We start from the raw sequence: 20309 nt of genomic DNA, 5'->3' as shown, positions 1-20309 counted from the left end.
TTTCGAGGAGAGTTCGATATGCAGGCAGCGCTGTACCGCCGGATCGCCGGCGCGGCGTCACGGGCGGTGGTGGAGGCGCACGCGGTGGGGACGGTGGTCCGCGCCGGAATGGTTCCGCTGGATTCGACCCTGCCCGCGGCCCTGCGCGCCATGACGGCCTACGGACCGATCGGCGGCGGAATCACCGCGGCGGCACTGCGATTCGGCGATCGGGTCGGATTGATCGACGAGCTCGGCTCGCTCACCTTCGCCGAACTCGACCGGCGCTCCAACGCCCTGGCCGACGCCTGGCGGCAGCGCGGGATCGGTCCCGGTACCGGGGTCGGGATCCTGTGCCGCAATCACCGCGGTTTCCTCGACGCCACCTTCGCCTGCGCCAAATCCGGTGCGCGGGCACTGTATCTGAACACCGACTTCTCCGGGCCGCAGGCCACGCAGGTCTGCGCCCGCGAAGGCGTGCAGGCGCTCGTCTACGACGAGGAGTTCGAATCCGTGGTGGCGGAGATCGATTCGCCCCTGGGCCGATTCGTGGCCTGGACCGATGACGAGGCCGGGGCCCGGACCGATGCAGCCGTGGCCTGGACTGACGCAGCCGCGCCCTGTGTGGCCGACGTCGAGCGGTTGGAAGCACTCATCGCCTCGGGCAGCCCCGAAACACCCACGCCCCCGGTCAAACCCGGCTCGGTGATCATGCTGACCAGCGGCACCACCGGCACCCCGAAGGGCGCGGCCCGTCCCCAGCCGAAATCCTTCGCGCTGCCCGCCATGATCCTGGGCAATGTCCCGCTGCGGGGCGGCCATGGCGTCTACATCGCCCCGCCCATGTTCCACGCGTGGGGCTTCCTGGGTTCGGTGCTCGGCATCGGCGTCGGTGCCACCCTGGTGACCAAGCGTCGCTTCGATCCGGTGCACATGCTCGACGCCGTGGCCGCCCACGAGTGCCGCACCTGGTGGGTGATCCCGGTGATGCTCAAGCGAATCCACGATCTGGGCGACGCCGAACTGCGCTGGCGCGACGTCTCCGGGCTGAACGCGATCGCCGCCAGCGGGGCCCAGCTCGAAGGCGCGCTCGCCCGCCGCACCGCCGCCCGCTTCGGCGATGTCCTCTACAACTTCTACGGTTCCACCGAATGCGGTTACGCGGCCATCGGCGACCCGGCCGACCTGCTCGCGGCCCCCGGCTGCGCGGGCCGCCCACCCTTCGGCGTCACGGTCCGCATTCTCGACGCCGACGGACACGAACTCCCGCAGGGCGAGAAGGGCCGCATCTTCGTCGGCAATACCGTCCAGTTCACCGGCTACACCGGCGGCGGTATGAAGGAGATCATCGACGGCCGCATGTCCTCCGGCGACATGGGGCACTTCGACTCCGCCGGAAGGCTTTTCGTCGACGGCCGCGACGACGACATGATCGTCTCCGGCGGCGAGAACGTCTTTCCCCAGGAGGTCGAAGAACTCCTGGCCTCCCACCCCGATATCGCCGACGCCGCCGTGATCGGCATCGACGACCCCGATTTCGGAAAGGCCCTGCGCGCCTTCGTGGTCCGCCGCCCCGACGTGTCCCTCGACGCCGACTCCATCCGCACCCACGTCCGCGCGAACCTGGCCCGCTACAAGGTCCCCCGCACCGTCACCTTCCTGGACGAGCTGCCCCGCAACCCCTCCGGCAAGGTCCTCAAACGCACCCTCCGCGACTGGGATTGATCATCGAATCGCTCTGACCAGCACCGGAACCGGGCACGGGTAGCCTGGCCACACCAGATCAACCCGTGCCCTCGATGAGTGTGAAGGTGTACCGATGCTGGACTACGGCCTCGACATGTCCGAGGTAGACCGCGATCTCGCCATACCCGACCTGATCGCGGAAGGAGAAGATCTCGACGCCCTGGTCTCCGCGGAACCCGACTGGACCAAACCGACCCCGGCGGTCGGCTGGACAATCGCCCACCAGATCGCCCATCTCGCAATAGCGGAGGCCAACGTCCTCACCGCCATCCGCACCCCGGACGCGTTCGATACCGTCCTGAAACAGCAGGCCGCGGCCGGCCCCCGCTGGGCCGACCTCGACGCCGCCGCGGGCGCCGCCCAACCCCGCTCGGTCCTCCTGGGCCAATGGCGCACCGCCCGCACCGAGGTCGCCGCCGCCCTCCGCGAACTCCCTCTGACCCAACCCATCCCGTGGTTCGGCTCGGACGTGACCCCCGCCCTCATGGTCCCCCTCCGCCTGATGGAAACCTGGGCCCACGGCCAGGACATCTACGACACCCTGGGCGTCCCCCACCCTCCGACCTCCCGCCTCCGCCACATCGCCACCCTGGGCGTAATCGGCCTCGGCATCTCCTTCTACGCCCTCCAACTACCAATCCCCACCGGCCCTTTCCGCGTCGAACTGACCGCCCCCAACGGCGACACCTGGACCTGGGGCCCACTCGACGCACCCCAACGAGTCCAAGGCCCCGCCCTCGACTTCTGCCTCCGAGTAACCCAACGCAAACCCCTCCCCGAAACCACCCTCACCGCAGTCGGCCCCGAAGCCCAAACCTGGCTCGAAAACGCCCGCGTCTTCCTCTGAAAGACATGGAATTGAACCAGCTGCCGCTGCTGTCCGTCGTCGAGATCACAACGGCTGGAATCAAGGTCAGGGAGCTCCCGCTGCTGGATTTGTCCGGATCGCAGCAGTGAGAGCTCCCTGATCTTGTTGGGTTAGTTGGTGGTGTTGGCGGCGAAGTTGGCTATGGCTGTGCCTACGGGGTCGGGGGTGCCGTTGTTTTGGGTTTCGGCGCCGGCGAGGGTGTCGATGTGGGTGTAGTTGGGGATCAGGACGCGTTGGAAGTGGGGGGCTATCGGGATGATCGAGGCCGCTAGGTCTTGGGCGTCGAGGAAGTCCTTGACCACGCTGGCGGTGCCGTTGATGGTGATCATCGGCTTTTGCATGACTTCGGCGTTGTATTTGATGTTGGAGAGGGAGCCGGTGCGGCTGCCGCCGAGGGCCAGGAAGGTGTCGTAGAGGACTCGGGTGGGGAAGTACCACTCGGTGAATCCCAGGGGGCCGCTGACCATTCGGGAGAAGTCGGCGATGTCTACGACTTCCTTGGAGGGGTCGGTGTAGAAGGTGGTGGGGGTGTGGCGGTAGTCGTTCCAGGTGTAGAGGGCGGTGGGGTCGGTGGGGCCGACGCGCTTCTCGTGGCCGAGAGCGCCGCCTACGCCGAGGCCGATCAGCGGGATGTTTTGCAGGCCATCGGGAAGCGGGAAGGTCTTCTGCTCGACCGGGCCGCCGTCGAGCGCGCCCAGGCTGACCTGGTCGAGGCCGATGTTCATGCCGTTCTTGCTGAGGATCTGGCCGAAGGCGGCCTGGTTGGTGAAGCGGAAGTTGCGGAGGTTGTTCGAGCCGGTGAGGGCGTCGAGCCAGTTGTTGGCGCCGCCGACGCGGAAGGTGGAGTCCAGGCCCCAGGTGACCGGAAGTCGTTTCAGGACATCGGATTCGGCGTCGGGCTCGAATTGGGCGGCCAGGCCCAGGATGGACAGGGCGTTGAAGGTCTGCGGGTTGAAGATGGGGATCAGCGCATTGTCCGAGGGAGCCAGGCCGAATTTCAGCAGGGCGGTCGAAATCGCCTCGGGAATGGCCAAACCCAGCTCGCTCAGCTTCGCCAGCAGCGGGTCCACCTTCAGGCCGACCGGGTCCGCGGTGACCAGGGTGTCGAGGGCGATGAAACCCGCGCACTGGTTGAATCCGGCGTCCTCACGATTGCCGGTGAAATCGGTGGCCGCGAACAGGCCCGTGAGCAGACCACCCTGGGAATGCCCGCCGCACAACGTCTTCGTCTGCCGGAAATGCTGGTCGGGCAGTTCCCGGGTCAGCACCTCGTACTCGTCCTGGGAGGTCTGGGCGACACCGAAGTCCGCACCCATCTTGTCGCCCCACAGCCTGCGCCAGCCGGGGAACACCTTCCCGTCGATCGCCTTTCCGTTGTAGTAGTAGTCGATAGCGATCCGATAGTCGCCCGCCGCCCGCGCGGCGTCGATACCGGTGTTGTCCTGCTGGCACACCCCGCGCCGCGCCAGCGACCACCACTCTGCCTTCTTGCCCTGGGACGCCAACTGGTGCAGCGTGTTCCGCGCCACCCGGTCCATCGAGTACGCGCCGCCGGTCGCGCCGGGCTGCATGACCAGGACCTGGTCGGCCTGCCGCGGATCCTCCGGACCGTCGGTGAGGCGATAGCGCAGATAGCTGATCTTGTCGCATTCCGGCGGGTGCGGACCGGCCGAGGGCAGCATCGGGGAATCCAGGGTGATCTCGGAAACCTCTATGCCGCCCCAGGTCTCGACGACCTGTTCGGTGCGGCCGGGGGTGTCGGCGGTGGCGACGGCGGTCGCTCCTGTCGCCGCCAGGGCCACCGCGGTGAGCGCGGTCAGGCTCCGGAGGCGGGCGGGGGATCGCATCGGTGGGGTACCTCTTCTCTCGGGGCGGGTCAGTTGACGAAGCGGAAGCAGGTGCGCTGACCCGCGTCACCGGGCTGGGCGGCGCGATGGCAGACCATGGCGTAGTCGCGGCCGGGATGGCGGGACAGATAGTTCCAGATCGTCAGATTCGAGTGCAGCGGAACGACTTCGGTTGTTCCGTCCTTGAGATAGAACGTCATCTCACCGTCCGCACCGGCACCGTCGCCCAGCTTGACGTCGGCCAGCCAGCCGAGCGTCCAGATCGGAAGATCGGGGCTCACATACCAGTTGCCCGCGTCATAGGTGACCCACTCGGGCGTGAGATCGGTGTGCTTGAAGTCGAACCCGAGCAGATTGATATTGAAGTTGATCGGCGGCAGCCAACCCGCGCTGGTGGTCAGATCCGACGGCAGCGGATTCGGTTGCGGCGCAGCGGGTTCGTTGATCGCGGGCGGCAGCGTGTCGGCCAGGGCGGGCGCCGCCGGAACGGCCGTCACCGCGGCCAGGGCCGCACCGGTCAGCAGCCGGCGTGTGAAAGAGCTTGTCATGGTCCGGCTTTCGTCAGTCGTTGGGGAAGCGCAGGCAGGTGCGGTTCGGATTGGGCGCGGTGGTGAGCTCGCCGCAGACCTCCGCGTACGCCCCGGCCGGGCGGCTCGCGGCGACCGCGTACACCACGGGCAGCCCACAGGAGGTGCCCACCGGCACGATCTCCGGCGTGCCGCCGTCCTTGGGATAGAACACGTAGCGGGCCGAAACACAGCCCCCACCTGAGAGATTCGTTGCCGCGACGACGCCCAGGATGCCCGGCGGGATCGCCGGGGTCAGCGTCGCGATATCACCGTCGAGCAACGCACCCGCGGGCACGGTGGTGAAGTGGTTGAGGCTTGTCCCGCCGAAACTGGTGCCCCACGACAGCGTCGGCTCCACGGCCTCGGCGTTCGGCGTCCCCACGGTCGCGGCCAACGCCACGGTCCCGCCCGCGACGGCCAGCCCCGTCATGATCTTGCTCTTCATCGGTCCTGTTGTCCTTCATCGGAATTCAGTGGAACGCGGTTGCGCAGCACCGCCACGGACTCCGAGGCCATGCTCATGGAGATGACGTCGTCGTGCCGGTCGTTGTCGAGGCGCACCGCCGCGGCGGCCTGCCCGCCCAGCCCCACGGTGTGCTGCTCGACATAGCTGAAGGTGCGGTCGCCGTTGTTGCGGTAGATGACCGCCGTCGAGGGCGCGTACTGCACCGCGGCGATATCCATGCGGCCGCTGCCGGTGAAGTCGCCGATCGCGACGGCACACGGGGCGATCGGGCCGAAAGTCAATTGCGGCGGCCCGAAATTGCCGCGCCCGTCGCCGTACATGACCGAGAAACTGAACGCCGCGACATTCGCCGAGATGACATCGGCATTGCCGTCGCCGTCCACATCGGCGACCTTCAGATCCTCATCGGGCAGCGGTAGCAGATTCCAGCGCGGCGGCAGGAACCCGCCATTGCGATTGTTGACCAGCACCCAGAAGCCGGTCGTGCCCAGATCACCGGTCACCACATCGTCGTAGCCGTCATTGTCGACATCGCGCACCAGCACCGTCGACCGCAGCAAACCCGCTGCGAGCCACTGTGGTTCGGCGAAGTGCCCGGTCCCGTCGTTGTGCATGACACCGATCGCGCCGGGCAGCGGCACGAGGTTGTTGAACGCGATATCCAGATGCCCGGTGTGGTTGAAATCCCCGAGCTGCACACCGACCGGCAGCCCGCCGGTGCGATAGGTGACATTCGGATTCGGGTCCCGCGAATACACGCGATCGACCGTGAAATGCCCGTTCCCGTCATTGAACAGAATGCTGATACTGAGCTGATTGCTCACCACCAGATCCAGATTCCCGGTACCGCGGAGGTCACCGGCCACCACGGCGTTCGCGCCGATCTCGGTGGGAATGAACTGGGTTCGGCGCAGGTGGCCGTGCCCGTCGCCACGCAGGATGGCGACACCGCCCGCTACCCCGGTGGCGGCCACCGACTGGTTCCCATCGTGGAAGAAGTCGCCGGTGGCCATGGTCTGCGAGCCGTAGCCCGCACCGAGTCCGCCCGCGTAGTACTCGACCGAATCCTCGAACACCGGATTCGATCCGGTCGAGCCGGTGAGGCTCGACCCGGTGTCCGGCGCGGCGCTCGCCGCACCCGGCAGACTCGGCCCGGACAGCGCGAGCGCGGTGGCCAGCGCGCCGGTGGTGAGCAACGTCTTGTGTCCCGACATATGTTGTATCCCTGATGAATTGGGCCTACGACTGCGGGGTGCAGTCGTGCCAGCCCGGGCTGCTGGTGAGGTTCTGGAGGAAGATCTGCGGCCGGAAAATCTGCTCGAGGGTGGCGCGATCGGGGATCGTGACGCACAGGCTCGGCCCGTCATGCCCCTGCGGCGCGTACTCCGTCGCGACGGCACGCGACAGGCCGTCGATCGGCTGGCTCAGCGAATCGCAGGCGGCCTGATCGGCATCGCCGCGGCCGTAGCAGTTGAACCACGCCATGGCGTAATGCACCGACAGCGCAGGCGATTTCGCATTGTGCGGCACCCCGAGCCAGTTGATGGAGTCGCCGTGGCTGCCGCCCTCGTAGTCGACGAACATCATGGGCTTGGTACTGCGCGGATCCCGGCGTTCCAGGTCGTAGAGGTCCTTGGTGCCGATCGGCCCGTCGGTCGGGTCGAAGATCGGGTTGGGCGGCAGGAAGCCGTTCTCGTTCAGGCCCGGGATGTCGAAGTCGGCGGTCTGATACTGGACCGCGGCCGAGGCGACATGGTGGGTGAAACCGGACATGCCGACGAAGGAATCCACTCGCGGCAGCGGGCGGCCGTCGTAGCCGAAGCCCTTGTCCTGCCAGTTCAGATATGAGGACATGCCGATCGAACCGACCGACTGGCCCCACAGGTTGATGTGGTCGAGATCGAGCAGATCCAGCCACGGATTGCGCTGGTTCTCCCCGACCGGGGCATAGGCCGGGTTGATCCGGACCAGGCGCGGATTCTGCGCGCGCAGCAGATTGCCGAGCTCATTGTTGAGATCGCTGATCGCGGTGATGTCCTGTCCGGCGACCCAGCGGGTGACGTCCTGCGCGTCCAGGCAGGAACCGGGCGCGAAGCAGTGCTCCACCTGCAGCAGCGGAGTGACCAGGTCCAGCGCGTTGCCGTCGCTCGCGGGCTGTCCGGCCTGGGCGAAGGTGAAGCTGATGAAGCCGTTGCGGGCCGCGCCCATGGCGTACATGCCGACATCGCTCTGATGCTCGGACGCGCCGGGGAAGCCGATCGTGACCGGGCGCTTCTGCCCGTCAGGGTTGTCGGGGTCGACGCCGTCGGGGAAGAAGACCTTGCCCGCCAAGGAGATTCCGCGCGCGTCGACGACCCGGAACTTCTTGACCGTGCCCTGCTTGAAGACCGCGGCGGATTCACCCGGGGCGCAGGAACCGTCGACCGTCTCGAACCAGACGGTGCCGTCGGCGTTGTTGCACGGCATCCGGAACTTCGCCTGTGCGTAGGTCGGATTGTCGTACTCATCGTCGTGCACTGCGTCGTCGACATCGGCAATGCCGAAGCGCCCGTTGCGATTCCAGTCGGGGATGTAGGCCGGATGCGTGGGCAGGCCGATGCCGAACGGTGCGACATGGGTCAGCGCGTCCCAGATCTTCTGCGCCGCGGCCGCCGCCCCCGACGCGCCCTGCGGCGTATGCCAGGTCTCGGGCTTGGTGAGGTCTACGAACGGCTCCGCCAACCGGCCCGCCGTGTCGAGAATGCCCGCCTCGACGAAGTATTGGAGCTGCCCCGGGGTCAGCGCGTCGACGAATGTGCCCGTGAACAGCTGCCCGATCTCGGTGAACACATACGACGGGTCCGGCGCCTGCGGCGCGGGATAGGGATCGGCCTGTGCCGGGGCGGCGGCCATGCTCCCTCCCAAGGCGAGCACCACTGCCGCGGGCAGCGCTGCCAGACCACGAATACGACGGGCTCTACGCACCCCGACCTCCTGGCTCATTCAGCACCCGGGTCTGCGGTGATCCGGGTCTCACTTCCGAATTGAAATGGGCCGGGCGCGGAACCGGCAGGTCGCGGACTGCCATGAGGTTGACAATTCTCGACAAGATCGGCTCGCCTCGATAACACCGTCAGGCGCGGATGCGACGCCAAATGCCAATCACTTGGCCGGTCGCGCACTCTCGCTCTACCGCAATGGTCAACTTCACTGTCTGGTACACCGGGGATCAATGAGGAGGGTGTTCCATGACCGGATCAATTCGGCGTCGGGTGCGCTGTGCCGCGGCGGTAGTGGCGGTCGGCCTGCTTGGTGTGGCCGCCGCCTCGGCTCCGGCGCTGGCCGACGAACCCGCGGCGACGGCTCCCGCGACGCCCGATCCGGCGGCGGTGGACCCGGCGTACCTGCTGCAGAACATGGCCATGCTGCTGCAGGGCTATCAGCACGATTGGGCGAATCCCGCCGAATTCCAGTACTGGATAGCGCATTTGACCAGCCTGCCCGGCCGCGCCTTCGCCGATCTCGCGCCCATGCTCGACCCGGGGCAGTACCAGGGGCCCGATGGGCAGCAGAAGCTGCGAGACAATATCGAGAAGGTGCTCGATGAGTCGATCCGGCAGTTCCCGACAGTCCTTGGTGCGCAACCGATTCCCGCGAACCGGCTGTTCCTGCCGAACTGGAGCCACAGCGGGGTGTTCGGCGACCCCGCCGACAACACCCTCGACGGCGATTCGCTGACCAACAGCCCCGGCAATGTCGGCATCACCGGCGCGTTCCGCTACCCGTGCATCCTGCCCGACGACACCGTCCTCTACGAAACCCGCAGCGGCGACTGCGTTTCCGCGGATACTCCGGGCGCGGACTTCAAGCTCGGCCAAGCCCGCAAGATCCAGATCGTGAACGCCCGCGGCCTGCGCCTGGCCGCGACCCTCTGGCTGCCCGAGGATGCGCTGCAACCGAATCCGGGCCACAGGTTCCCGATGACGGTGTTCACCAATGGCGCGGCGGTCCCGCAGTCGTCGTACTACGCGTACACGATGACGGCCGTGCGCCACGGCTACATCGGTCTCACCTATGACGAGGCGGGTCAGGGCGCGAGCGATGGCACCGTGCTGGATGAGGTCGTCCCGTACAACACCCCGCACTGCTTCGCGTCCGGCCCGTGCCGCGATGTCGAGGACGTGGTGCGCTGGGTGGTCGGTGACGACATCATCCCGTCCTCCGACACCCAGACCCTGCTCGGCGACACCTCCAACCTCGTCGACTTCTGGAACACTGTGCACATCCCGCGCCTGGGCCAGCGCTACAACCCCGCCTACGCACCCGCGGGCGCCAACGACCGCAACCCGGTCCTGGACCTGATCGACACCGACCAGGTCGGCCTGATGGCCCAGTCCATGGGCTCCATCGCCACCAGCCACTACCTCTACGACATCGGCGAGGGCCACGGCATGGACGGCCGCCCGCTACCGAAACCCGCTGCGGCCGTATTGATGTCGGGCTTCGAGCCCAGCTTCGGCAATGTCCCCACCCAGATCCAGACCGCCGACACCGACATCCCCGGCATGACCGCCGGCGGCGCCTTCCCCATCAACGACTTCAATCTCGGTGGCGCGCATATCGGTTTCGACCCCACCGACGGCCCCCTCGGCGGCAAGTCCTGGTACGACTGGGTCCGCGGCAACGCCCGCGGCAACGCCCCACTCCAATTCCTCGTCCTCAAGGGCGGCAGCCACGGCGATACATCCAACATCGACATGGTCACCCCTCGAGCCGTCGGATCCTGGGCCGCCTCAACCCATTTCGCCGTCGACTGGCTCGACTGCAACATCCTGAAGGACACCGACGCCTGCACCCGCGCCACCTCGCCGGACGCCAACCTCTCCGAAGCCACCGCCGCGGAAGTATCCCCGGAGGGCGCCGCCGGCCCCAGCTACTGCATGACCACCCCCACCCGCAACGACGTAGAAACAGTCCTCTTCACCCCCTTGAAGTCCCTCCTCTCCCGCCTCTACGGCGAACCCGATCCCCAACTCTGTGTCCCCGCAGGCACCCTCATCCCCTTCACCCCGTGATCTTGCTTCACACAGCAGCCCTCACCTGCTCGGCAAGGGCGGTGAGGTCGACCGGGCGGGTGGTGTCGACCAGGACGGTCGGAGCCAGACCCAGCGGAGCCGCGTGAGCCGCCCACTCATCCCAGTTCTCGGCCAGGCGTTCACGGTCGCGATAGATGGCCGCCCGCCGCCGGGAGGAATACCGGCTCCTGGCGACTTCCGCGGGCACGTCGCACCAGACTTCCACGACCCGACGAGCACCGGACTTCTCGATGCCCGCGCGGGCGAAAGCCAGATCGCGAGGCTTGAACCACCAGGAGTCGATGACGACATCGACCGACGACTGTTCGGCCAGCGCCCACACCGTGTCCATCGCGATCCCCCCGAATTCCGGTACCGCGGTGATGTTTTCAACGGCGGCAACCAAGGCTTCCTTGACAGCGTCCTTGGAAAGGAACCAAGCGTCCAAAGTACGAGCCAGCCCGCCACCCAACGTCGTCTTACCCGCGCCGGGAAGGCCGTTCACCAACACCAGAAGTCCATCCATGCGTCGATCATGATCCGGTTCGAGTGGTTTCGGGGTGGGGTCGGGGGTTGTCCCCGATGTGCGCGGGGTGTGATGCGCGCAGGATGGGTTTGCCGGGCGGTGATGGTAGGAGGCTCGGATGGTTGGTTTACGCAATGTCGTGGCGCTGTGGCCGTGGTTGGGGTCGTTGGCCGCTGCGGCTGCGGTGGACGTTGTCGTCGGAGCGTTGCGCCACTTCGATTTTCGGGGGATCAACGGGTTCAGTACCACCAATTACGGGTGGCTCGCGTTCAGTTTGGTTGGTGGGGTTGGGCTCGCGTGGCGGGTGGCGCGGGCTCCGATGACGCCGGTGCGGGCGATGCGATTGCTGATTCCAGCGGTCTGCGCGTACGGATTGTGCTTTGTGGCAGTGACTCTCACTGCGCTGACCTTTCTGCCCGACCAGAGCCTCGGTGAAACCCTCACCACCGACGCGGCGGGGCGTGCGCTGGTGGTGGGGGAGGCGGTGTTCGTGCTCGGGCTGTTGGCGGAGGTTTTGCGGGCGGTGGGGCGGCGTCGCGGGAGGTCTGGTGCACGCGAACGGTAGCCCAGCGCGAAGAGTGCTTGGCTGGACAGGTATATGGAAATAGTGGTGGTCACTGGCAGATTGGGAACAATCTCGTTGAGATACCTGTTCGAACAAGTATGACTACCGCATTCGATTCGATCGACCTTGCCGGTCGGCGTCTGTCCAATCGCATCGTCATGGCTCCCATGACCCGCAGTCGTGCCTACGGGGTCGGTGCGACACCTACTCCGGCCATGGCTACCTACTATGCGCAGCGTGCGAGCGCGGGGTTGATCGTCAGTGAGGCCATTCAGCCTTCGGTTGTGGGGCAGGGCTATGTCGCTACTCCCGGCCTGCACAGTGACGCGCAGGTCGAAGGGTGGCGGCGGGTGACCGAGGCGGTGCATGCTGCGGGTGGGACGATTTTTGCGCAGCTCATGCATGCTGGGCGGATCGGGCATCCGAGCATGTTGCCCGAAGGGCAATGGCTGGTGGGGCCCTCGGCGGTTGCGGCGAGTGGGAAGACCTTCACTCCGGAAGGGGTGCGGGACTTCGTGGTTCCGGTGGAGCTGACCGAGGCCGGGATACTCGACACCGTCGAGGATTTCGCGCGGGCGGCTCGCAATGCCATCGCGGCCGGGTTCGACGGGGTTGAGGTGCACGGTGCGAATGGCTATCTGCTGCATCAGTTTCTGTCCACCAACGCCAATCTGCGCGATGACGGGTGGGGTGGGTCGGTGCAGCGGCGGATTCGGTTTCCGCTCGAGGTGATGCGGGCGGTGGCCGCGGCAATCGGGCCGGAGCGGGTTGGGCTGAGGATCTCGCCGGCCAACGGCAGCAATGACATTGCGGAGGAGGGTTACCGGGATACCTATCTCGCGCTGGTCGATGCGCTCGAGCCGCTGGGCCTGGCTTATCTGCACGTCATGGAGATGGGTCCGGGTGCGGACCGCGACCTAACCGTCGAACTGCGGAAGCGGTTCAGCGGCACCTTCATTCTGAATCCGGCCACACCCGACTCGGTGACCGGTCCCGGTGAACTGGCCCTCATCGAGGACGGCGTTGCCGACATGATCTCCTTCGGCGCACTGTTCCTGGCCAACCCGGACCTGCCCGAGCGACTCGCCGCCGGAGGCCCGTTCAACACACCCGACCGCGCCACTTTCTATGGTGGCGATGAGCGTGGCTATACCGATTACCCCCGCCTCACGGCCTGAGCGGGCACGACCTGGGAGAAGTGAATGAGCGCATCCGACAAGCCGATCGGTGCATCCGAGGAATCGCTGCCGCCCTCGGTGCAGTCGGATGCGTTCAATCACGCGATCCTGCGGGTGGCCCGCCTGCATCGCATGCTCGCCGCGCAACTGCTGCGCCGCGTCGGCCTCTACCCGGGGCAGGAGCTGGTCATGATGCAGCTGTGGGATCGCGGCCCGCAGCGCCAGGCCGATCTGGTCCGCATGCTCGGCTCCGACGCCGCCACCATGACCCGCACCGTGCAGCGCCTGGAACACGCGGGCTTCGTGCGGCGCACGCCGAGCCCGGATGACAAGCGCGCCACCATCATCGAATCGACCGCAGCCGGTCTGGCCCTGCGCGGCCAGGTCGAAGCCCTGTGGGCCGAGCTGGAACAGCGCACCACGGCAGGCCTCACCGCCGAGCAGCGGGCCGCCGTCATCGAAACCCTCGACCAAGTCGCCCGCGGTCTCGCGCGCGCCACCGAGAAACCGGACTGAGTCGGGAAGCCGGACCGAACCGACCGCTCCGATTCACTGACTGAAACGTCGTTTCACTCAAGGTTATTCGCCGTTGTTTCGGCAGTGTGCTCGACTGTGACAACTTAGTTAACCGCTGGCCCGCCTCGCGCCACCGTGGTTTCATGATAGGCAACAACGATTCATGAAAGAAGACGCGGCGGGAGGCGAGGGTAGATGACCCGCACCACGGAGTTCCTCATCATCGGTGGGGGATTGGAAGGCCTGGCGATCGCGTGGTCGCTGGCCGAACGCGGGGCGACGGATGTGTTGGTGGTGGAGCGGAACACGCTGTGCTCCGGCATGACCGGCAAGTCCAGCGGGGTGGTCAGGTGTCATTACGGCGCGCCCTCGCTGGCGGCCATGTCGTGGTGGTCGGTGCCGTTCTTCGAGAACGCTCGCGAGATCCTCGGGGATGATCTGGGGTTCCGGCAGTGCGGGTACGTGGTCGGCGTCGGCGCGGACAATGTCGATCCCCTGAAGGCCAATGTGGCCATGCAGCAGGAACTCGGCATCGAGGTCGACCTCATCGAGTCGGAGGAGATGGCCGAGCTGTGGCCGGGGCTGCGCGTCGACGACTTCGCCGCGCTGGCCTACGAGCCGCGCGGCGGAAGAGGCGAAGCCTATTTGACCGGAATGGCTTTCGGGGCCGCGGCGCGGGAACGCGGCGTGCGAATCCGGCAGCAGTGCGAGGTCGTCGAACTGCTCGAGCGCGACGGCCGGGTCATCGGCGCGCGGCTCGCGGACGGTACCGAGCTGCATGCGGGCACGGTGATCGTCGCCGCCGGACCGTGGACACCGGCCCTGACCGCCGCCGTCGGGGTCGATGTTCCGGTGAAAGCCCAACGCGCCCAACTGATCCTGATCGACCAGGGCGAGCCGCTCCCGTCCGTGCCCGTGCTCTCCGATCTCGCCAGCCTGCAATACCTCTGCCGCGAGCCGAACGGAGAACTCCTGGCGGGCAACAGCGATCACGCCGTACCCGAGTACGTGGACCCGGACGATTTCGTCAACCGCGCCGACGACTCCACCGTCGAAAAGGTCATCGGCCGCCTCGACCACCGCCTGCCGGGCATGCCGGACCCGCGCGTCACCGGCAGCTATGTCGGCGCCTACGACGTGACCCCGGACTACAACCCGATCATCGGGCCCGCCCCGATCGACGACCTGTTCCTCGCGACCGGCTTCTCCGGCCACGGCTTCAAGATCTCCCCGGCGGTCGGCCGCCTGGTCGCCGACCTGCTGCTGGACGGCGAGACCACGCTGCCGAACGTGAACGCGGCCGACTTCCGCTACTCCCGATTCGCCGAGGGCCGCCCCCTGCTCAGCCCGCACCCGTACGCGGGCGCCGGCGAAATGCGCTGACCTCCAACCACATCCGATTCATCCGCTGTTCCAGGAGCCGAAATGGCGATAGACACCCCCACCGCGACCGTCACCCCCACCGCGACCGTCACCCCCATCACCACCCATCGCACCCTGGCCGAACAGGCCCGCGACACCGGCACCACCTTCATCCTGGCCGTGTTCACCACCCTGTCCGGCAAGCCCTGCGCCAAACTGGTCCCCGTCCAGGCGGTGGATCAATTGGCCGAGGAGGGAGTGGGTTTCGCCGGATACGCCGCGGGCATGATCGGCCAGCAGCCGCGCGACCCGGACCTGATGGCGATCCCGGACGTCGGCACCTTCACCCCGATCCCGTTCGTGCGCCCGGGCCTGGCGATGGTGCACTGCACCCCGCAGGTCGAAGGCACGCCGTGGCCGTTCGCGCCCCGGGTCATCCTGGAGCGCACGCTGTCTCGCGCGGCCGAGCGCGGCTACACCGTGAATGTCGGCGCGGAGATCGAGTACTTCCTGGTGGACCGCACCCCGGCGGGCCTGGCCCCGGCCGACGCCGCCGATGTGAGCCGTCAGCCCTGCTACGACGCCCGCGATGTGACCCGCATGTACGACCACCTCACCGAGGTCTCGCAGGCCATGAACTCGCTGGGCTGGGGCAACTACGCCAGCGACCACGAGGACGGCAACGGCCAGTTCGAGCAGAACTTCGACTATTCCGACGCGCTGACCACCGCCGACCGCGTGATCACCGCCCGCTACCTACTGTCGGTGATCGCCGAGAAACGCGGCATGAAGGCCACTTTCATGCCCAAGCCCTTCACCGATCGCACCGGGACCGGCATGCACCTGCACCTGTCGCTGTGGGCGGGGGACCGGCCGCTGTTCCCCGACGCCGCCGACCCGCGCGGGCTGGGCCTGTCGCCGACGGCGTACGGCTTCCTCGCGGGCATGCTCGACCACGCTTGCGCCCTGCAGGGTGTCATCGCCCCAACGGTCAACTCCTACAAGCGAACCGGCGCGACCAGCACCGCCAGCGGCGCGACCTGGTCCCCGCGCTACGCCACCTACGGCGGCAACGACCGAACCCACTATCTGCGCGTCCCCGACTCGCACCGGGTCGAATTGCGCGGCGCGGACGGATCGGCGAACCCCTACCTGGCCATCGCCGCCGCGGTGGCGGCCGGGCTCGACGGCATCGAGCGCGAACTGGATCCCGGCGCGCCGGGCGAGCGTCAAGGCGACACGCTCCCCATGACTCTCGTGCACGCCATGGACGCGCTCACCGCCGACCCGGTCGTCACCGCCGCCCTCGATATCGCCGGTCCCGGCGTCGCCGACTATTTCGCCGAGCGCAAGCGCGAGGAGTTCTTCGCCTGGCACAACACCGTCTCCGACTGGGAGATCGAGCACTACCTCACGGCTTTCTGAGCCCGGAACCCTCTGGAGGACACCATGTGCGGCATTGTCGGCCTGCACCTGCGCGACCCCGCGCTGTACCCCCGCCTGGGCACACTGCTCACCGGCATGCTCGACCAGATGTGCGACCGCGGGCCCGATTCGGCCGGTATGGCGGTCTACGGCGATCCGATGTGGTCGCCGCCCGGCACCGAGACGGTGTCGCTGCTGGACTCGCCGCTGCCCGCCGCGGAACTCGCCGCCGCATTGACCGAGCTGGTGGGCCTGCCGGTGACGGCGCTGGAACTCGCACCGACCATCGTGCTGAATTCCGTTGCGGCAGCGGAGGAAGTGGTCGAGGCCGTGCGCAAGCTCGTGCCCCAGGCCCGCGTGATCGGCTTCGGCGGCGAGCTGACCGTCCTGAAGGGCGTCGGCGATCCGGCCACGCTGGCCCGCGATTTCGGCCTGCCGGCCGCCCAGGGCTGGCAGGGCGTCGCCCACACCCGCATGGCGACCGAGTCCGCCGTGACCGCCGAGGGCTCACACCCCTTCTCGGTCGGCCCGGGCCAATGCCTGGTCCACAACGGCTCGTTCAGCAACCACATGAGCATCAAGCACGAATTGCTGCGCCACGGTGTCGAATTCGACAGCGAGAACGACACCGAGGTGGGCGCGCGCTTCGTCGCCGACCAGTTGGCCCGCGGCGCGGACCTGGAGAAGGCGCTGCTGCTGTTGAACGAACGCTTCGACGGCTTCTACACCCTGCTGGTGTCCACCAGCGACTCCTTCGCCGTGGTCCGCGACGCCATCGCCTGCAAACCGGCCGTCATCGCCGAGACCGACCGCTGGGTGGCCATGGCCTCGGAATACCGCGCCCTGGCCGAACTCCCCGGCGTCGAGCAGGCCCGAATCTTCGAACCCGAACCGGAAGAGGTGTACCTATGGCGGCGATCGTGACCGAGCGCACCATCCTCGACGTCGTCGAATCCGGCACGCGCGCGGTGAATTCCGCGCTCAACGCCCCCGACGCCCCGGCCGCGGTGACCCTCACCAACCCGCGCGGCGCACACGCGCTGGCCTGCGGGCTGAACCGGGACATGGACGTCGTCATCGACGGGCACGTCGGCTACTACTGCGCGGGCATGAACCAGCACGCGAGCGTGACCGTTAACGGCAGCGCCGGTGTCGGCGTCGCCGAGAACATGATGTCGGGCACCGTGCGGGTGCGCGGCGACGCCTCGCAGTCGGCGGGCGCGACCGCGCACGGCGGGCTGCTGGTCATCGAGGGCAATGCCGGTGCGCGCTGCGGCATCTCGATGAAGGGCGTGGACATCGCGGTGGGCGGCAGCATCGGCCACATGAGCGCCTTCATGGGACAGGCCGGACGCCTGGTGGTGCTCGGCGACGCCGGTGAGGCGCTGGGGGATTCGCTCTACGAGGCCCGCATCTACGTGCGCGGCACGGTGGCCTCCCTCGGCGCGGACTGCGTGCGCAAACCCATGCGCGCCGAGCATCTGGCCGAACTGCGGGACCTGTTGTCGCTGGCCGGATTCGACGCCGACCCCGCGGATTTCAGCCGCTACGGCTCGGCCCGCCAGCTCTACCACTTCCACGTCGACAATGCGGCCGCGTACTGACCCGCACCCGAGGAGCGACACCATGCACCCTGCGAATCACCCCATGCCGCTACGGGAATCGGCGACCTTCGACCGCCGCGCCATCGCCGAGATCCAGCGCGCCGCCGACACCGGCATCTACGACATCCGCGGCTGGGGCGCCAAACGCCCACTGCCGCACTTCGACGACCTGCTGTTCCTGGGCGCGTCCATGTCCCGCTACCCGCTCGAGGGCTACCGGGAACGCTGCGACACCGACGTCGTCCTCGGCGACCGGCACGCGAAACACTCACTGCACCTGGATATTCCGATCACCATCGCGGGCATGAGCTTCGGCGCGCTGTCCGGCCCGGCCAAGGAGGCGCTGGGCCGCGGCGCGAGCGCGGTGGGCACCTCCACCACCACCGGAGACGGCGGCATGACCCCGGAGGAGCGCGGCCAGTCCAAACACCTGGTGTACCAGTATCTTCCGTCCCGCTACGGCATGAACCCGGATGACCTGCGCGCCGCCGACGCCATCGAGATCGTGCTCGGCCAGGGCGCCAAGCCCGGTGGCGGCGGCATGCTGCTGGGCCAGAAGATCAACGAGCGGGTCGCCGGCATGCGCACCCTGCCGCAGGGCATCGACCAGCGCAGCGCCTGCCGCCACCCCGACTGGACCGGCCCGGACGATCTCGCCATCAAGATCCTGGAACTGCGCGAGATCACGAATTGGGAGAAGCCGATCTACATCAAGGTCGGCGCGACCCGCACCTACTACGATGTGAAACTCGCGGTGAAAGCGGGTGCGGACGTGGTCGTAGTGGACGGTATGCAGGGCGGCACCGCCGCCACCCAGGACGTGTTCATCGAACACGTCGGCATTCCCACGCTCGCGGCCATCCCGCAGGCGGCCCGCGCGCTGCAGGAACTGGGCGTGCACCGGCAGGTGCAGCTCATCGTCTCCGGCGGCATCCGCACCGGCGCCGACGTGGCCAAGGCCATGGCGCTGGGCGCGGACGCGGTCGCCATCGGCACCGCCGCCCTGATCGCCCTGGGCGACAACCACCCCCGCTACGCCGAGCAGTACGAGGCACTCGGTTCGGCGGCAGGTTTCTACGACGACTTCCAGGACGGCCGCGACCCGGCGGGCATCACCACCCAGGACCCGGAACTCGCCGCCCGCCTGGACCCGATCGAGGGCGGCCGCCGCCTGGCCAACTACCTGCGCGTGCTCACCATGGAGGCGCAGACCCTGGCCCGCGCCTGCGGCAAATCCCACCTGCGCAATCTCGAACCCGAGGACCTGGTGGCCCTGACCGTCGAGGCGGCCGCCATGGCGCGGGTGCCGCTGGCGGGCACCGACTGGATTCCCGGGGCGGTCGCATGAGCGCCGAATCCGATTCCGCCGCACCGATCTTCGACCCGCTCTGGGCCGAGATCGAGGCGGTCGGGCGGCACGCCGACACCGGCGGGTATCGCCGCTTCGCCTGGTCGGACGCGGATCTCACCCTGCGCGAATGGTTCCGGGGCTGCGCGGCGGCCCGGTCCATGGACGTGGAGGAGGACCGCAACGGCAACCTGTGGGCGTGGTGGCTGCCACGCAACTGGGTGGGGGATCCCAAGGGCGCGTTCGTGACCGGTTCGCATCTGGACTCGGTGCCCGACGGCGGGGCCTACGACGGCCCGCTGGGCATCGTGTCCGCCTTCACCGCCGTCGATCTGCTGCGCGCCCGAGCCGTGGAACCGTCGATACCCGTTGCGGTGGTGGCCTTCTCGGACGAGGAGGGCGCGCGCTTCGGCGTCGCCTGCATCGGCTCCCAGCTCAGCACCGGCGTGCTCGCACCCGAACGGGCGCTGGGACTGCGCGGCGGCGACGGAATCACCTTGGCCGAGGCCCTGATTCGCGCCGGTCGCGATCCGGAGTCACTGGGCCCCGACCTCACCCTCACCGAGCGCGTCGGCGTCTTCGTCGAGCTGCACATCGAACAGGGCCGCGCCCTGGACCTGGTGGACCGCCCGCTGGCCATGGCCTCGGCCATCTGGCCGCACGGCCGCTGGGAATTCGATTTCACCGGCGAGGCCAATCACGCGGGCGCGACCCGTCTGGTCGACCGCCGCGACCCCATGCTGCCCTTCGCGGCCACCGTGCACGCGGCGCGCGCCGAGGCGGCGGTGCACGAGGCGGTCGCCACCTTCGGCAAGGTGCTGGTCTCGCCCAACGGCACCAATGCTATTCCCTCCCGGGTCCGGGCCTGGCTGGACGCCCGCGCCGCCGATCAGTCCACGCTCGACGCCCTGGTCGAGAGCATCGCCCGCGCGGCCCGCGTCCAAGCCGGAGCCGAGGGCGTCGAACTCGCGGTCCAAACCGAATCCATCACGCCCGTGGTCGATTTCCCGCCGGAGCCCCGGGCACGACTGGCCGCCGCGCTCGCCCACCTGGGAGACATTCCGGTTATCCCGACCCAGGCCGGGCACGACGCGGGCATCCTGTCCGACCGGGTGCCGACCGCAATGCTGTTCGTACGCAACCCCACCGGCGTCTCCCACTCGCCGTCGGAGTTCGCAGAATCGAGCGACTGCCATATCGGCGCGGCGGCCCTGGCCGATGTCATGGCGGCTTGGGTTACCGGCGGCTGAGCCGCG

The 20309-nt window shown here is 68.0% G+C and carries 18 protein-coding genes; 12 read left to right on the top strand and 6 right to left on the bottom strand.

Going from position 1 to position 20309, the window contains the following annotated elements; genetic code table 11:
* The first annotated feature begins 18 nt into the window (after positions 1–18).
* Both ON43_RS22210 and ON43_RS22205 read left to right on the top strand, forming a co-directional pair.
* Positions 19–1704 (top strand): AMP-binding protein, encoded by a 1686-nt coding sequence (locus ON43_RS22210; protein ID WP_040810405.1) that lies wholly within the window; start codon positions 19–21, stop codon positions 1702–1704.
* Positions 1705–1798: 94 nt separating this feature from the next.
* The gene (locus ON43_RS22205; RefSeq protein WP_040810403.1) at positions 1799–2572 is read left to right on the top strand and encodes a TIGR03084 family metal-binding protein; all 774 of its coding nucleotides are present in this window, start codon (positions 1799–1801) and stop codon (positions 2570–2572) included.
* Positions 2573–2703: 131 nt separating this feature from the next.
* Here the strand turns inward: ON43_RS22205 and ON43_RS22200 are convergent, their stop codons facing one another.
* Genes ON43_RS22200 through ON43_RS45600 form a run of 5 tightly spaced genes read right to left on the bottom strand, consistent with a single transcriptional unit; the run spans position 2704 to position 8439 of the window.
* The gene (locus tag ON43_RS22200) at positions 2704–4440 is read right to left on the bottom strand and encodes a hypothetical protein (protein WP_040810401.1); all 1737 of its coding nucleotides are present in this window, start codon (positions 4438–4440) and stop codon (positions 2704–2706) included.
* Between the two features lie 29 nt (positions 4441–4469).
* Positions 4470–4988, bottom strand: coding sequence for a hypothetical protein (locus ON43_RS22195; RefSeq protein WP_040810399.1), 519 nt, complete (start codon positions 4986–4988; stop codon positions 4470–4472).
* A gap of 13 nt (positions 4989–5001) precedes the next feature.
* A complete protein-coding gene (locus ON43_RS22190; RefSeq protein ID WP_040810397.1) occupies positions 5002–5454 on the bottom strand; it encodes a hypothetical protein in 453 nt (150 codons plus the stop codon).
* Positions 5451–6689, bottom strand: coding sequence for an FG-GAP repeat domain-containing protein (locus ON43_RS22185; RefSeq protein ID WP_040810395.1), 1239 nt, complete (start codon positions 6687–6689; stop codon positions 5451–5453). The genes ON43_RS22190 and ON43_RS22185 overlap by 4 nt, the downstream gene beginning before the upstream one ends.
* 25 nt (positions 6690–6714) lie before the next feature.
* Entirely contained in the window at positions 6715–8439 is a 1725-nt protein-coding gene (locus tag ON43_RS45600; protein WP_167333451.1) for an alpha/beta hydrolase family protein, read from the bottom strand.
* A 263-nt stretch (positions 8440–8702) separates the two neighbouring features.
* On the opposite strand from ON43_RS45600, the gene ON43_RS22175 reads away from it, so the two are divergent.
* Positions 8703–10529, top strand: a complete 1827-nt coding sequence (locus tag ON43_RS22175) for an alpha/beta hydrolase family protein (protein ID WP_157514141.1) — start codon at positions 8703–8705, stop codon at positions 10527–10529.
* A 7-nt stretch (positions 10530–10536) separates the two neighbouring features.
* Here ON43_RS22175 and ON43_RS22170 read toward each other — a convergent pair whose 3' ends face one another.
* Positions 10537–11055, bottom strand: a complete 519-nt coding sequence (locus ON43_RS22170; protein WP_040810389.1) for a P-loop nucleotide/nucleoside kinase family protein — start codon at positions 11053–11055, stop codon at positions 10537–10539.
* A gap of 118 nt (positions 11056–11173) precedes the next feature.
* Between ON43_RS22170 and ON43_RS22165 the strand changes: the two genes are divergently transcribed.
* The 9 genes from ON43_RS22165 to ON43_RS22125 all read left to right on the top strand — a co-directional run bounded on the left by ON43_RS22165 (position 11174) and on the right by ON43_RS22125 (position 20303).
* A complete protein-coding gene (locus ON43_RS22165; protein WP_157514140.1) occupies positions 11174–11620 on the top strand; it encodes a hypothetical protein in 447 nt (148 codons plus the stop codon).
* A gap of 98 nt (positions 11621–11718) precedes the next feature.
* Complete coding sequence (locus ON43_RS22160; RefSeq protein WP_040810385.1) at positions 11719–12798, top strand: alkene reductase; 1080 nt, start codon at positions 11719–11721, stop codon at positions 12796–12798.
* Between the two features lie 24 nt (positions 12799–12822).
* Positions 12823–13314 carry a MarR family winged helix-turn-helix transcriptional regulator gene (locus ON43_RS22155; RefSeq protein WP_051178906.1) on the top strand — a complete coding sequence of 164 codons (492 nt, stop codon included), beginning with the start codon at positions 12823–12825 and terminating at the stop codon, positions 13312–13314.
* A 195-nt stretch (positions 13315–13509) separates the two neighbouring features.
* Entirely contained in the window at positions 13510–14697 is a 1188-nt protein-coding gene (locus tag ON43_RS22150) for an NAD(P)/FAD-dependent oxidoreductase (protein ID WP_040810382.1), read from the top strand.
* 42 nt (positions 14698–14739) lie between these two features.
* Positions 14740–16101, top strand: a complete 1362-nt coding sequence (gene glnT, locus ON43_RS22145) for a type III glutamate--ammonia ligase (protein ID WP_040810380.1) — start codon at positions 14740–14742, stop codon at positions 16099–16101.
* 24 nt (positions 16102–16125) lie between these two features.
* Complete coding sequence (locus tag ON43_RS22140; protein ID WP_040810378.1) at positions 16126–17025, top strand: class II glutamine amidotransferase; 900 nt, start codon at positions 16126–16128, stop codon at positions 17023–17025.
* Positions 17010–17705, top strand: a complete 696-nt coding sequence (locus ON43_RS22135; RefSeq protein ID WP_040810376.1) for a GltB/FmdC/FwdC-like GXGXG domain-containing protein — start codon at positions 17010–17012, stop codon at positions 17703–17705. Before ON43_RS22140 ends, ON43_RS22135 begins: the two co-directional genes overlap by 16 nt.
* Positions 17706–17727: 22 nt before the next feature.
* On the top strand, positions 17728–19053 hold the full coding sequence (locus ON43_RS22130) for an FMN-binding glutamate synthase family protein (protein WP_040810374.1): 1326 nt from the start codon (positions 17728–17730) through the stop codon (positions 19051–19053).
* Entirely contained in the window at positions 19050–20303 is a 1254-nt protein-coding gene (locus ON43_RS22125) for an allantoate amidohydrolase (RefSeq protein ID WP_040810372.1), read from the top strand. Before ON43_RS22130 ends, ON43_RS22125 begins: the two co-directional genes overlap by 4 nt.
* Positions 20304–20309 lie beyond the last annotated feature (6 nt).

The sequence above is a fragment of the Nocardia concava NBRC 100430 genome, from assembly GCF_000308815.1.
In the GTDB taxonomy this organism is placed as follows: Bacteria; Actinomycetota; Actinomycetes; order Mycobacteriales; family Mycobacteriaceae; genus Nocardia; species Nocardia concava.
The sequence above is the reverse complement of the archived record's forward strand: the minus strand, read 5'-3'. Positions and strand labels throughout refer to the sequence as shown.

Excerpts from the sequence above, each read along its gene's own strand:
- ON43_RS22210 (WP_040810405.1), top strand. The coding sequence starts at position 19 with ATGCAGGCAGCGCTGTACCGCCGGATCGCCGGCGCGGCGTCACGGGCG.
- ON43_RS22205 (WP_040810403.1), top strand. The coding sequence starts at position 1,799 with ATGCTGGACTACGGCCTCGACATGTCCGAGGTAGACCGCGATCTCGCC.
- ON43_RS22200 (WP_040810401.1), bottom strand. The coding sequence starts at position 4,440 with ATGCGATCCCCCGCCCGCCTCCGGAGCCTGACCGCGCTCACCGCGGTG.
- ON43_RS22195 (WP_040810399.1), bottom strand. The coding sequence starts at position 4,988 with ATGACAAGCTCTTTCACACGCCGGCTGCTGACCGGTGCGGCCCTGGCC.
- ON43_RS22190 (WP_040810397.1), bottom strand. The coding sequence starts at position 5,454 with ATGAAGAGCAAGATCATGACGGGGCTGGCCGTCGCGGGCGGGACCGTG.
- ON43_RS22185 (WP_040810395.1), bottom strand. The coding sequence starts at position 6,689 with ATGTCGGGACACAAGACGTTGCTCACCACCGGCGCGCTGGCCACCGCG.
- ON43_RS22175 (WP_157514141.1), top strand. The coding sequence starts at position 8,703 with ATGACCGGATCAATTCGGCGTCGGGTGCGCTGTGCCGCGGCGGTAGTG.
- ON43_RS22170 (WP_040810389.1), bottom strand. The coding sequence starts at position 11,055 with ATGGATGGACTTCTGGTGTTGGTGAACGGCCTTCCCGGCGCGGGTAAG.
- ON43_RS22165 (WP_157514140.1), top strand. The coding sequence starts at position 11,174 with ATGGTTGGTTTACGCAATGTCGTGGCGCTGTGGCCGTGGTTGGGGTCG.
- ON43_RS22160 (WP_040810385.1), top strand. The coding sequence starts at position 11,719 with ATGACTACCGCATTCGATTCGATCGACCTTGCCGGTCGGCGTCTGTCC.
- ON43_RS22155 (WP_051178906.1), top strand. The coding sequence starts at position 12,823 with ATGAGCGCATCCGACAAGCCGATCGGTGCATCCGAGGAATCGCTGCCG.
- ON43_RS22150 (WP_040810382.1), top strand. The coding sequence starts at position 13,510 with ATGACCCGCACCACGGAGTTCCTCATCATCGGTGGGGGATTGGAAGGC.
- glnT (WP_040810380.1), top strand. The coding sequence starts at position 14,740 with ATGGCGATAGACACCCCCACCGCGACCGTCACCCCCACCGCGACCGTC.
- ON43_RS22140 (WP_040810378.1), top strand. The coding sequence starts at position 16,126 with ATGTGCGGCATTGTCGGCCTGCACCTGCGCGACCCCGCGCTGTACCCC.
- ON43_RS22135 (WP_040810376.1), top strand. The coding sequence starts at position 17,010 with ATGGCGGCGATCGTGACCGAGCGCACCATCCTCGACGTCGTCGAATCC.
- ON43_RS22130 (WP_040810374.1), top strand. The coding sequence starts at position 17,728 with ATGCACCCTGCGAATCACCCCATGCCGCTACGGGAATCGGCGACCTTC.
- ON43_RS22125 (WP_040810372.1), top strand. The coding sequence starts at position 19,050 with ATGAGCGCCGAATCCGATTCCGCCGCACCGATCTTCGACCCGCTCTGG.